Genomic DNA, 12,176 nt, shown 5'->3' with positions numbered 1-12,176 from the left:
TTTTTATAGGGGAAAGTGGTCACCAGACGGCTGGATCGTCTTATTTTTTGTCGGATGTGTCCAGTGTCCTGTCATCCCTCGCAGGCTTAGGCTCTGTTGGATAACCCCTCGAACAATAATGCAAAGGTGCGCCATGATCCCCAGAACCCTGTTCAGTTCCGAACACGAACTGTTTCGCGACAGCGTACGAACCTTCCTCGAAAAAGAAGCGGTGCCGTACCACAGCCAGTGGGAAAAACAGGGTCATGTGGATCGTCAGTTGTGGAACAAGGCGGGGGAGGCGGGGATGTTGTGCTCGCATCTGCCAGAGGCTTATGGCGGGCTGGATGCCGATTTTCTCTACAGCACCGTGGTGATTGAAGAAATTGGAAGGCTGGGGCTGACGGGCATCGGCTTCTCGCTGCACTCCGACATCGTGGCGCCCTACATCCTGCACTACGGCAGCGAAGCGCTAAAACACAAGTACCTGCCCAAACTGGTGTCTGGTGAGATGGTCACGGCCATCGCCATGACCGAGCCGGGCGCCGGTTCCGACCTGCAAGGCGTGAAGACCACGGCGGTGCTGGAGGGTGATGAGTACATCATCAACGGCTCGAAGACCTTTATCACCAACGGCTTTCTGGCCGATCTGGTGATTGTGGTTGCCAAGACCGATCCGAAGGCAGGCGCCAAGGGCACCAGTCTGTTCCTGGTGGAAGCGGGCACACCTGGCTTCGAAAAAGGCAAGCGCCTGGAGAAGGTCGGGATGAAGGCTCAGGACACTTCGGAGCTGTTCTTCCAGGATGTTCGCGTGCCCAAGGAAAACCTGCTGGGGCAGGCCGGGATGGGCTTTGCCTACCTGATGCAGGAACTGCCCCAGGAACGCCTGACGGTGGCTATTGGCGGCCTGGCGTCGGCCGAAGCGGCGCTGCAATGGACGCTGGACTACACCCGCGAGCGCAAGGCTTTTGGTAAATCCATCGCGGACTTCCAGAACACCCGGTTCAAACTGGCGGAAATGGCGACCGAGATCCAGATCGGTCGGGTCTTCGTCGACCGCTGCCTGGAACTGCATCTGCAAGGCAAGCTCGACGTGCCGACGGCGGCGATGGCCAAGTACTGGGGCACCGACCTGCAGTGCAAGGTGCTCGACGAATGCGTGCAGTTGCATGGCGGCTACGGGTTCATGTGGGAATACCCGGTCGCCAGGGCGTGGGCCGACGCGCGGGTGCAGCGCATCTATGCCGGGACCAATGAAATCATGAAGGAAATTATTGCGCGGTCGCTTTGATGTCGTAGTGACTGTTAGACCGCTATCGCGAGCAGGCTCGCTCCCACATAGGCTCTGTGTCGATCACAATGTTGTGGTCAGACATAAATCCAATGTGGGAGCGAGCTTGCTCGCGATGGGGGCTATGAACTGATCAAGGCGCCGGGTTTGGCTGATCCTTGTGGATCGCCTCGATCCCCGCCAGCACTTCATCGGACAGCTTCAGGTCGAAGCTGGCGATGTTGCTGTCCAGTTGCTCCAGCGTGGTGGCGCCAATGATGTTGCTGGTCACGAATGGTTGTCGGGTAACGAAGGCCAGGGCCATCTGCGCCGGGTCCAGGCCGTGTTCCCGCGCCAGGGCCACATAACGGCTGCACGCGGCTTCCGATTGTGGATTGAAATAGCGCATGAAGCGGCTGTAGAGCGTCAAGCGGCCCTTGGCTGGCCGTGCGCCGCCTTCATACTTGCCCGACAGGAAACCGAACGCTAATGGCGAGTAAGCCAGCAGGCCACACTGTTCGCGGATGGCGATTTCCGAAAGCCCGATCTCGAAACTGCGGTTGAGCAGGTTGTAGGGGTTCTGGATCGACACTGCCCGCGGCCAGCCACGGGCTTCGGCCAGGGCGAGGAATTTCATGGTGCCCCACGGCGTTTCGTTGGACAGGCCGATGTGGCGGATCTTGCCGGCCCGGACCTGCTCGTCCAGGGCCTCGAGGGTTTCCTCCAGCGGGGTGAAATCTTCGTCGGCCTTGTGCTGGTAGCCCAACTGGCCGAAGTAATTGGTGCTGCGTTCCGGCCAGTGCAGTTGGTAGAGATCGATCCAGTCGGTCTGCAGGCGCTTGAGGCTGGCGTCCACCGCTTCGACGATATGGCGGCGGTTGTGCTTGAGGTTTTTGTCGCGGATGTAGTCGATGGTGTTTCCGGGGCCTGCGATCTTGCTCGCCAGGATCCAGTCGGCACGGTCGCCGCGGCTCTTGAAATAATTGCCGATGTAGCGCTCGGTGGTGGCGTAGGTCTCGGCCTTCGGCGGTACCGGATACATCTCGGCGGTGTCGATGAAATTGATCCCGGCACCCTTGGCGCGTTCGATCTGGGCGAAGGCCTCGGCCTCGCTGTTCTGCTCACCCCAGGTCATGGTTCCGAGGCACAGGGCGCTCACGTTTAGATCGGTACGGCCTAGCTGGCGATAATCCATCGGGAACTCCTTGGGCAAAACAATCATAAAAGCAGGTTGAATTATTTTTCGCAATCTGCATAATTGCGCACCTCTTTCTGCAGTGGAAGTGATGCGCCGCCGCCGAAGAATCTTGCCGTTGAACGGACGCGCCGACCCGAGCCCCCGAAAGCGTCTGTATCCGGCTGCCTTTGACTTGTCAAAGTACGCACTATTCAGTAAGATCCGCCGTCTAATTTACAGGGCGGCCCCTGAGGCTATAAAGAATGAAAACTTTTACTGCTAAACCGGAAACAGTAAAGCGCGACTGGTTTGTCGTCGACGCTGCTGGTCAGACCCTGGGTCGTCTGGCCACCGAAATCGCGAGCCGTCTGCGTGGCAAGCACAAGCCTGAGTACACTCCTCACGTCGACACCGGTGACTACATCGTCGTCATCAACGCTGAGCAAGTACGTGTTACTGGCGCTAAAACCACTGACAAAATGTACTACTCCCACTCCGGTTTTCCTGGCGGCATCAAGTCGATCAACTTCGAAAAGCTGATCGCCAAAGCCCCTGAGCGCGTGATCGAGACCGCGGTTAAAGGCATGCTGCCTAAAAACCCACTGGGTCGCGACATGTATCGTAAGCTGAAGGTTTATGCGGGCGCTGCTCACCCTCATACTGCTCAGCAGCCCCAAGAACTGAAGTTTTAACGGAATAGTTCATTATGTCGGCGACTCAAAATTACGGCACTGGCCGTCGCAAGACTGCAACCGCACGCGTTTTCCTGCGTCCGGGCACTGGTAACATCTCCATCAACAACCGCTCCCTGGATAACTTCTTCGGCCGCGAAACTGCCCGCATGGTAGTTCGTCAGCCGCTGGAACTGACCGAGACCGTCGAAAAATTCGACATCTACGTCACTGTTATCGGTGGTGGTGTAAGTGGTCAGGCTGGCGCAATCCGCCACGGCATCACTCGCGCCCTGATGGATTACGACGAAACTCTGCGCGGTGCACTGCGCAAAGCCGGCTTCGTAACTCGCGATGCTCGTGAAGTTGAACGTAAGAAAGTCGGTCTGCGTAAAGCGCGTAAGCGTCCGCAGTACTCGAAGCGTTAATTTCGCTTTCGCGTTCAAAAGGCGCCCAGTTCCTCACGGAGCTGGGCGTTTTTTTATGCGCGAAAGATTTATGCTGTGACAACTTGCCACATCCGTGAAGCCCCTATACTACAAGGCTTGGCGGTTGGGTCGCTTGGTAATTACCTTGTCAGAACTGGGGCTTTTCATTACCATTCGGCAAAATTTTTATAAGTTCAGATTTTTACTTAGTAGACGCCTGATTTAACAGGCCACAAAGCTGATGGGAGAGGACTGAATGAGCAATGACGGCGTGAATGCAGGCCGGCGTCGCTTCCTGGTAGCAGCCACATCCGTGGTGGGTGCTGCAGGAGCGGTGGGGGCTGCGGTCCCGTTCGTGGGGTCATGGTTTCCCAGTGCCAAGGCGAAAGCCGCAGGTGCACCGGTGAAAGTGGATGTCAGCAAGATCGAGCCAGGCCAGCAGATGATTGCTGAGTGGCGCGGTCAGCCGGTGTTCATCGTCCGCCGTACAGAGGAAATCCTGGGGAATCTGAAAAAGATCGAGGGCCAGTTGTCTGACCCTACCTCCAAGAACTCGACGCAACCGACCTATGTCGATCCGGAGACACGCTCGATCAAGCCGCAAGTCCTGCTGCTGATCGGGATTTGTACGCACCTGGGTTGCTCGCCAACGTTCCGTCCTGAGGTAGCCCCTGCCGACTTGGGCAAGGACTGGGTCGGTGGTTATTTCTGCCCTTGCCACGGCTCCCACTACGACCTGGCGGGTCGCGTCTACAAATCGCAGCCTGCACCTCTGAACCTGCCAGTTCCCCCGCATTCCTATGAGACCGACGACATCATTGTCGTTGGCGTCGATACGGAGACAGCGTGATGAGCAAATTCATGGATTGGGTTGATGCGCGCTTTCCCGCGACCAAAATGTGGGAAGACCATCTCAGCAAGTATTACGCTCCGAAAAACTTCAACTTCTTCTACTTCTTTGGCTCCCTGGCATTGCTCGTTCTGGTCAACCAGATCGTCACCGGTGTCTGGCTGACCATGAGCTACACCCCTTCGGCGGAAGAAGCGTTTGCCTCCGTCGAGTACATCATGCGCGACGTCGAGTACGGCTCGATCCTGCGTCTGCTGCACTCCACCGGCGCTTCGGCGTTCTTCATTGTGGTTTACCTGCATATGTTCCGTGGTCTGCTCTACGGTTCGTACCAGAAGCCACGGGAGCTGGTGTGGGTCTTCGGCATGCTGATCTACCTGGCACTCATGGCGGAAGCCTTCATGGGCTATCTGCTGCCGTGGGGTCAGATGTCCTACTGGGGCGCCCAGGTGATCATCTCGCTGTTCGGTGCAATCCCGGTCATCGGTGATGACCTGACCCAGTGGATTCGTGGTGACTACCTGATCTCGGGCATTACCCTGAACCGCTTCTTCGCCTTGCATGTGGTGGCCCTGCCGATCGTGATCCTCGGTCTGGTGGTGCTGCACATCCTGGCGCTGCACGAAGTTGGCTCGAACAACCCCGATGGCGTGGACATCAAGAAGTACAAGGACGAAAACGGTGTACCGCTGGACGGCATCGCCTTCCACCCGTACTACACCGTCAAAGATATCGTCGGCGTGGTAGTGTTCCTGTTCATCTTCTGCTCCATCGTGTTCTTCTTCCCAGAGATGGGTGGTTACTTCCTCGAGAAGCCTAACTTCGAGCAGGCGAACGCCTTCAAGACCCCTGAGCACATTGCTCCGGTCTGGTACTTCACGCCGTTCTACGCGATTTTGCGGGCGGTTCCAGACAAGCTGCTGGGCGTCATTGCCATGGGGGCGGCGATCGCCGTGCTGTTCGTCCTGCCGTGGCTGGACCGCAGTCCGGTCAAGTCGATGCGCTACAAAGGCTGGCTGAGCAAAATCTGGCTCTGGGTGTTCTGCATCTCGTTCGTGATCCTGGGTGTGCTGGGCGTACTCGCTCCAACGCCGGGCCGGACGCTGCTGTCGCAGGTCTGCACCTTCCTGTACTTCGCCTACTTCATTCTGATGCCGTTCTACACCAGGCTCGAGAAGACCAAACCGGTTCCGGAAAGGGTGACTGGCTGATGAAAAAGCTATTTTCTGTACTGATTCTTGCTGCTATGCCTGTACTGTCCTTTGCGTCCGCATCCGGTGGTCCTGAGCTGGAAAAAGTCGACATCGACGTTTCCGACAAAGCTGCCATGCAGGATGGCGCGCGTACGTTCGCCAACTACTGCATGGGCTGCCACAGCGCCAAGTTCCAGCGTTACGAGCGCGTAGCTGATGACCTGGGCATTCCCCATGAGTTGATGCTCGAGAAGCTGGTGTTCACTGGCGCCAAGCTGGGCGATCACATGAACATCGGCATGCAGCCGGCAGACGCCAAGACCTGGTTCGGGGCTGCACCGCCCGACCTGACCCTGGTGGCACGCGTGCGTGGCACCGACTGGCTCTACGGTTACCTGCGTTCGTTCTATGAAGATCCTGCGCGTCCTTGGGGCGTGAACAACAAGGTCTTCCCGAACGTCGGCATGCCAAACGTTCTGGTCGGCCTGCAGGGTCGCCAGGTGGTAGGCTGCAAACAGGTTCAAATCGTCGAGGACGGCAAGAAGCAATACGATCCCCTGACCGGCACCGCTTTGACTCACGAAGCCTGCGATCAGCTGACCGTGTTGCCGAACACCGGCAGCCTGACTGAAGAGCAGTTCGACGAGAAGGTCAAGAATCTGGTGACCTTCCTGGCCTACTCAGCCAACCCGGTGAAGCTGGAACATCAGCGCATCGGTACTTATGTGTTGCTGTATTTGGCGTTCTTCTTCGTATTCGCTTACCTGCTCAAGCGCGAATACTGGAAAGACGTGCATTGATAAAGCTGTAACCGTTGCTGTTAATCGTGCGCGCCCAAGGGCGTCTCTGGATGTAACGAACCTGGTCCGCCGGGTGTTACGAGAGGCGCCCTTTGGGCGCGCTCGTTTTTCCGTTTTTCGATAATTTCAACAAGCGAGGAGGATCGCCATGGGCGTGACCAATCGGTTGGCCTGTTACTCCGACCCCGCCGACCACTACTCCCACCGGGTACGCATCGTACTGGCAGAGAAGGGTGTCAGCGCCGAGATCATTTACGTCGAAGCGGGCCGTCAGCCGCCGAAGCTGATCGAAGTGAACCCTTACGGCAGCCTGCCCACGCTGGTCGATCGTGACCTGGCATTGTGGGAGTCGACAGTGGTGATGGAATACCTGGATGAGCGTTATCCGCATCCGCCTTTACTGCCGGTATATCCTGTTGCGCGGGCCAACAGCCGTTTGCTGATCCATCGCATCCAGCGTGACTGGTGCGGGTTGGTGGACCTGATCCTGGATTCACGAACCAAGGAGCCTGCGCGGGTCGTGGCGCGCAAAGAATTGCGTGAAAGCCTGACTGGCGTATCGCCGCTGTTCATCGACAAGCCATTCTTCCTCAGTGAGGAACAAAGCCTGGTGGATTGCTGCCTATTGCCAATACTCTGGCGTTTGCCGATTCTGGGTATTGAACTGCCGCGGCCTGCCAAGCCGTTGCTTGATTATATGGAGCGCCAATTTGCGCGTGAGGCATTCCAGGCGAGTCTGTCTGGTGTCGAACGTGACATGCGCTAAGGCTTAGGGAGCCGCTATGAACTCCAGTCGACCTTATCTGGTCCGCGCGCTCTATGAGTGGATTGTGGACAACGATTGCACCCCGCACATGCTGGTCAACGCCGAGTATCCATCGGTGCAGGTGCCGCAGGGTTTTGCCAACGATGGGCAAATTGTCTTGAACGTATCACCGGCCGCCGTGCGTCACCTGCACATGGACAATGATGCGGTCAGTTTCGAGGGACGCTTCGGGGGTGTGCCGCACACCCTGTACGTGCCTATCGCCTCGATCCTGGGGATTTATGCCCGGGAGAATGGTCAGGGTATGGTGTTCGAGCTGGAATCGCCGTTGGATGGCGAAGAAGAGTTCGAGGCTGATGATGACCTGCCGCCACCGGATGACGAGCCGCCGCGTCCTAGCGGGCGGCCTAGTTTGAAAGTGGTGAAATAAGTGGCCGGGGTATGAAAAAAGCCATCCAGCCATAAGCCGGGTGTCGCAACTTGGTTAAGAAAATGCCCGTATCGTGAGATGTGGGCATTTTTTTGTAGTGTCATGGTTGGTGTGTATATCCATTTCTTCGGTAACGGCTGCTTATGGTTCCGCCCTTACGGCGGGTCACTTTCGAAGAGCGCGAAAGTAACCAAAGCGCTTTGCCCCACCACTCGGCACCTCGCTTAGGCTCGGTGTGCCCTCACTCCTGCATTGCTTCGTGGGCCCGCCGCGAAGGGCCATCCATGGCCCAGCGCGGCTATCCCGGCATCCATGCCGGGATGCCCACTGCGCAATGCCTGCGTTCGGCCAGCGTGGTTTAACGGGGCGTCGAGATCAAGATCAAGATCAAAAGCAGAGCAAGAGCAAGAGCGGGGTAGATGCCAGTATCTATTTGGCTGAACTACCGCTATCGCGAGCAGGCTCGCTCCCACATTGATTTGTGTGTTCTCACAGTATTTGCAAGTGACACAAAACCTGTGGGAGCGAGCCTGCTCGCGATGACGCCGGTACATCCAAGCATCACTGTAAACTGACCCTCCACTTTCGCGAGCAAGCTCGCTCCCACTGGGGAAACGCTATACCCCCAAACCAGGCCGGCTGTCAGGCCGCCTCGCGGTGGACGTTGATCTTGGGCGCCCCGTTAACCACGCTGGCTGAACGCAGGCATTGGTTCGTGGGTAACCCGGCATGGATGCCGGGTTAGCCGCGCTGGGCCATGGATGGCCCTTCGCGGCGGGCCCACGAACCAATGCCGGAGTGAAGGCATGCCGAGCCTAGGCGAGGCACCGAGTGGTGGGGCAGGAGCGCTTTGGTTACTTTCGCGCTCTTCGAAAGTGACCCGCTGTAAGAGCGGAACCATAAGCAGCCGTTACCGCAACAACGGATATACACACCAATCACCCCCCCCAAAAAAAAATGAAGCCAAAAAAAACGGCGCTTTCCGTCTCGGAAGAAGCGCCGTTTTTCTTGAGTACCTGAAGTTCAGTATCAGTCAATGTACTCAAACAACTTGACGATCTTCTGCACCCCGGAAACCCCTTGCACCAGATTGGTCGCCTGCGCAGCCTCCTGCTTGGTCAGCAGCCCCAGCAGATAGACGATGCCATTCTCAGTCACGACCTTGATGCGCGAGCCGGGAATGCTGGCGTCGGTGAGCATCTGCGTCTTGATCTTGGTAGTCAGCCAGGCATCGTTCTGACGCGCCAGCAACGAGGAAGGTGGCAGGACCTGCAGTTCGTTGTGCACGGTCTTGACCCGCTGCACGGCGCTTGCAGCCTGTTCGGCCTTGGCCTTGAGGTCCGCGCGTGGGGTCTGGCCTGCCAGCAGCACGACACCGTTGAAGCTGGTGACGACGATGTGCGAGTTGTTGTCCAGGTCCGGGTCGGCCTTGGCGATGTTCACGCCTGCCTTGGTTTCGATCAACGAATCGTCGATCTTGCTGCCGAAGGTGCGGGTGCCGCGGTCGTCTTCAATCGGCTTTTCCCGGCTGGCGTTAACCACCGATGTGCAGCCGCTGATGCCGAGGCACAGGGTCAGGGCCAGAAGGCCTAGGCGATTAGGGGTCATTCTTCACTCCCGAACAGTTGGCTGTCGATCAAGTCGCAAAGACAATGAATCGCCAGCAGATGGACTTCCTGAATGCGTGCAGTGACATTGGCCGGTACGCGAATCTCGACGTCCTCAGGCAACAGCAGTGACGCCATGCCGCCGCCATCGCGACCGGTCAATGCTACGACAATCATTTCGCGATCATGTGCGGCCTGGATCGCCTGAATAATATTGGCCGAGTTGCCGCTGGTGGAGATCGCCAGCAACACATCGCCGGGCTGGCCCAGGGCGCGGATCTGTTTGGAGAACACTTCGTTGTAGCTGTAGTCATTGGCGATCGAGGTGATCGTCGAGCTGTCGGTGGTCAATGCAATGGCCGGCAGGCTGGGGCGCTCGCGCTCGAAGCGGTTGAGCAGCTCCGATGAGAAATGCTGGGCGTCGCCGGCAGAACCGCCATTGCCGCACGAAAGCATTTTGCCTTCGTTGAGCAGGGCGTTGACCATCACTTGGCTGGCTTGCTCGATGTGCGGTGCAAGTACGTCCATCGCCTGTTGCTTGGTGTCGATACTGGCCTGAAAAAGCTGGCGAATTCGCGATTGCATGTCCATCTGTGTGACCTTAAGTAGCGCGGCTTATCGGCACAAGCATGTGCGGCGCGCAAAGCAAAGAGCAAAAATTGGGTGAAGGTGTCCGGCTCGGCTCGTCATGGGTGTTGACGTTCAACTGTCGAAGGCATTCTGCAACCAGTTCAACTGATCGGCGTTGCTGTCGATGGCAACCACGTCGAAGCGGCAGGGATGATCGGCCCAGCGAGACTCGATTTGCAGGAAATACTGCGCGGCGAAAACCAGCTTCTGGCGCTTGCGTGCATCGATGCTGTCGAGCGCGCCACCCCATTGAGTATTTTTTCTGTAGCGGACTTCGACGAATACTACTGTATCGCCGTCAAGCATGACCAGATCAAGCTCGCCACGTTTACACAGCCAGTTCTTCGCCAGCAGCCGCAGACCTTGTTGCTGAAGATGCGCGAGAGCCTGGCTCTCGGCATCCCGTCCGCTTTGCTGGCGAGATCGGTCAGGCATCAGCGCTGAGTGTCTGGCAGGCGCTGCACCTGACCGTTGACGAATTCGGCCCACGGCAGTTGACGTTGCACGCGCTGGGACTGCGACACTGCCAGGCTGCCCGACAACCCCTCGATGCGGGTGTCCGGTAATGTCTTTAGCTGACCCAGGCGCGGAGCCAGACGATAAGCATCCGCTCCCATCGCGTACAACCGACCCAGGCTACCGCCGGCCTGGGGCCACTGGGCGGTGACCTGCTTGCGCAGCGGGTCGTTGGCATCGAGCAGCCACGGGGTTTCGCAGAAGCGCACGCCGCTCATGTCGTTGTACTGATTCTGGTCGCCACTGGCGCTGAACACATGCGACGTGGCGTACACAGGTACGTCGCCGGCGTACTGGAAGTTCAGGGTCGGCTTGATCTGCTGGGCCTGTTGCGGTGTCGAGGCCAGGAACAGGAATTCGATGTCCTGGCGACGGGACGGCTGGGCCGCGACGGCGGTGTCGACTGTGCTTTGCAGGCGCTTGGCGCGACCTTCGCTCTGGCGCAGATGGAACATGTCGGCAATCTGCTGGGCCAGTTGTACGGGTTGATCGATACGTTCGACAGCGATGATGGTGCCGCCATTGGCCTGCCAGTCCTCGCTGAAGGCTTTGAGGACGCGATCGCCCCATTCACCTTTTGGCACCATGACGGCAGCACGATGCAGGCCGTCCATACGGGCGCGACGCGACACTTCTCGGGCTTCGTCTTCCGCGGCCAGGCCGAACTGGAACAGTTGGGCCGGGCCTTGCTCGCCTTCGCTGTAATTGAGCGCGAGGGTCGTGATCGGCAGTTGCGGGCGGGTGCTGAGCTGCTTGACCAAGGGTTTTTCCAGCGGGCCGACCACCAGTTGCACGCCGTCGGCCTGCGCCTTGCGATAGAAATCATCCAGGGAGGTCAGGCGCGAGCTGTCATAAAACTGAATGCTTGGCGGGTTCTGCCCGGCCTGTTGGGCCTGATAGTGGGCAGCCATGAAACCTTCGCGCAGAGCTCTTGCGACCGAGGACAGCGGGCCATCCTGGGGCAGCAGCAAGGCGATCTTGCTCAGGGGTTGGCTCGCCAGTTCCTTGAGCTTGACCAGCGGCGTCGGCAGCTGGAGCGCGGCCGGGTGCTTGGGGTTCTGCTCGCGCCAGCTGTCGATAGCCGCCTGTTGCTGTTCCAGCGTACCGGCAGTTTTTACAGCCTGGGCCAAACTCAGCCAGCCACCCAGGTCGTCGGTGGTGGTCGGTTGCAGTTGATCGGTGGGCAGCGAGGCGATCAACGACCAGATCGCCTCGTGGTTTTTCGCCGCCGCTTCGTTTTCAAGCAGGGGCGCAATGAAGATCCGTTCCTTGGCGGCTGCCAGGGTCTGGCCATCGGCCTCGAGGGCGCGGGCGTGGACGGTGCCGGTGCGGACCTGCTGTTCCACCGGTAGCTCGCCCAGGTGCTGCAGGCTCGGGTGGCTCAGGGCGCTCAGCGCTGCTTTGGGTTGATTGCGCGTCATTGCCAGTTCGGCCGCCAGGGTGCTGGCGAAAATCTGCTGGCCGGGCTTGAGTTGCTCCATCGGCACCTGTTGCAGGATCTGCGCGGACTGGCCGGCATTGCCCTGGCGGTAGGCCAGGTCTGCTGCACTCAGGCGCAACAGGGCGGCTTTTTCCGGGGTTTTGCTTTGAGTGGCCTGTTCGAGCAACTGCTCGATACTGGCATCCGGGGTCCGTGGAAGTTCGCCAAGGCTGGAGGAGGGCGAGCTGGCGCAGGCCGCCAGAAGGGCAGCGAGGCAGAGGGCGGAGAGCAGCCGCAGGCAAGCGATCATGTAAATGTTCCTGATACGAGATCAAATTAGCGTCGAATTGTACCCAAGCACTGGCCGGGGCGCGATGTTAGTGGCGTGAATCGATCAATTTAGGTATTTCAAATGTTGCGGCGCAGCACGGCAGGTCGC

13 protein-coding genes are annotated in these 12,176 nt (G+C 58.6%); 8 read left to right on the top strand and 5 right to left on the bottom strand.

Annotated elements, in window-relative coordinates; all coding sequences use genetic code 11:
• Positions 1-133: 133 nt before the first annotated feature.
• The gene (locus tag QOM08_RS23295; RefSeq protein WP_047228576.1) at positions 134-1,270 is read left to right on the top strand and encodes an acyl-CoA dehydrogenase family protein; all 1,137 of its coding nucleotides are present in this window, start codon (positions 134-136) and stop codon (positions 1,268-1,270) included.
• A gap of 133 nt (positions 1,271-1,403) precedes the next feature.
• Here QOM08_RS23295 and QOM08_RS23290 read toward each other — a convergent pair whose 3' ends face one another.
• Positions 1,404-2,444 (bottom strand): NADP(H)-dependent aldo-keto reductase, encoded by a 1,041-nt coding sequence (locus QOM08_RS23290; RefSeq protein WP_316912193.1) that lies wholly within the window; start codon positions 2,442-2,444, stop codon positions 1,404-1,406.
• A 245-nt stretch (positions 2,445-2,689) separates the two neighbouring features.
• On the opposite strand from QOM08_RS23290, the gene rplM reads away from it, so the two are divergent.
• From rplM to QOM08_RS23255, 7 genes are all read left to right on the top strand, one after another.
• On the top strand, positions 2,690-3,118 hold the full coding sequence (gene rplM, locus QOM08_RS23285) for a 50S ribosomal protein L13 (RefSeq protein WP_003205365.1): 429 nt from the start codon (positions 2,690-2,692) through the stop codon (positions 3,116-3,118).
• A gap of 14 nt (positions 3,119-3,132) precedes the next feature.
• The gene (gene rpsI / locus QOM08_RS23280; RefSeq protein ID WP_003205364.1) at positions 3,133-3,525 is read left to right on the top strand and encodes a 30S ribosomal protein S9; all 393 of its coding nucleotides are present in this window, start codon (positions 3,133-3,135) and stop codon (positions 3,523-3,525) included.
• Between the two features lie 256 nt (positions 3,526-3,781).
• Positions 3,782-4,375 (top strand): ubiquinol-cytochrome c reductase iron-sulfur subunit, encoded by a 594-nt coding sequence (gene petA, locus QOM08_RS23275; RefSeq protein WP_047228574.1) that lies wholly within the window; start codon positions 3,782-3,784, stop codon positions 4,373-4,375.
• Entirely contained in the window at positions 4,375-5,586 is a 1,212-nt protein-coding gene (locus QOM08_RS23270; RefSeq protein ID WP_047228573.1) for a cytochrome b, read from the top strand. Before petA ends, QOM08_RS23270 begins: the two co-directional genes overlap by 1 nt.
• The gene (locus QOM08_RS23265) at positions 5,586-6,368 is read left to right on the top strand and encodes a cytochrome c1 (RefSeq protein ID WP_047228572.1); all 783 of its coding nucleotides are present in this window, start codon (positions 5,586-5,588) and stop codon (positions 6,366-6,368) included. The genes QOM08_RS23270 and QOM08_RS23265 overlap by 1 nt, the downstream gene beginning before the upstream one ends.
• 148 nt (positions 6,369-6,516) lie before the next feature.
• On the top strand, positions 6,517-7,134 hold the full coding sequence (locus QOM08_RS23260) for a glutathione S-transferase N-terminal domain-containing protein (RefSeq protein WP_047228571.1): 618 nt from the start codon (positions 6,517-6,519) through the stop codon (positions 7,132-7,134).
• Between the two features lie 16 nt (positions 7,135-7,150).
• Positions 7,151-7,564, top strand: a complete 414-nt coding sequence (locus tag QOM08_RS23255) for a ClpXP protease specificity-enhancing factor (RefSeq protein WP_047228570.1) — start codon at positions 7,151-7,153, stop codon at positions 7,562-7,564.
• Between the two features lie 1,029 nt (positions 7,565-8,593).
• Here the strand turns inward: QOM08_RS23255 and QOM08_RS23250 are convergent.
• The 4 genes from QOM08_RS23250 to QOM08_RS23235 all read right to left on the bottom strand — a co-directional run bounded on the left by QOM08_RS23250 (position 8,594) and on the right by QOM08_RS23235 (position 12,047).
• Positions 8,594-9,172, bottom strand: a complete 579-nt coding sequence (locus QOM08_RS23250) for a BON domain-containing protein (protein WP_047228807.1) — start codon at positions 9,170-9,172, stop codon at positions 8,594-8,596.
• Positions 9,169-9,762 carry a phosphoheptose isomerase gene (locus QOM08_RS23245; protein WP_007928463.1) on the bottom strand — a complete coding sequence of 198 codons (594 nt, stop codon included), beginning with the start codon at positions 9,760-9,762 and terminating at the stop codon, positions 9,169-9,171. The genes QOM08_RS23250 and QOM08_RS23245 overlap by 4 nt, the downstream gene beginning before the upstream one ends.
• Positions 9,763-9,873: 111 nt before the next feature.
• Positions 9,874-10,236 (bottom strand): YraN family protein, encoded by a 363-nt coding sequence (locus QOM08_RS23240; RefSeq protein WP_047228808.1) that lies wholly within the window; start codon positions 10,234-10,236, stop codon positions 9,874-9,876.
• Positions 10,236-12,047, bottom strand: a complete 1,812-nt coding sequence (locus QOM08_RS23235) for a penicillin-binding protein activator (RefSeq protein WP_139049183.1) — start codon at positions 12,045-12,047, stop codon at positions 10,236-10,238. The genes QOM08_RS23240 and QOM08_RS23235 overlap by 1 nt, the downstream gene beginning before the upstream one ends.
• Between the last annotated feature and the right edge of the window lie 129 nt (positions 12,048-12,176).

It is taken from the genome of Pseudomonas sp. P105 (assembly GCF_032614175.1).
Classification (GTDB): Bacteria; Pseudomonadota; Gammaproteobacteria; order Pseudomonadales; family Pseudomonadaceae; genus Aquipseudomonas; species Aquipseudomonas rhizophila.
This window is presented reverse-complemented; position numbering and strand designations above follow the sequence as displayed.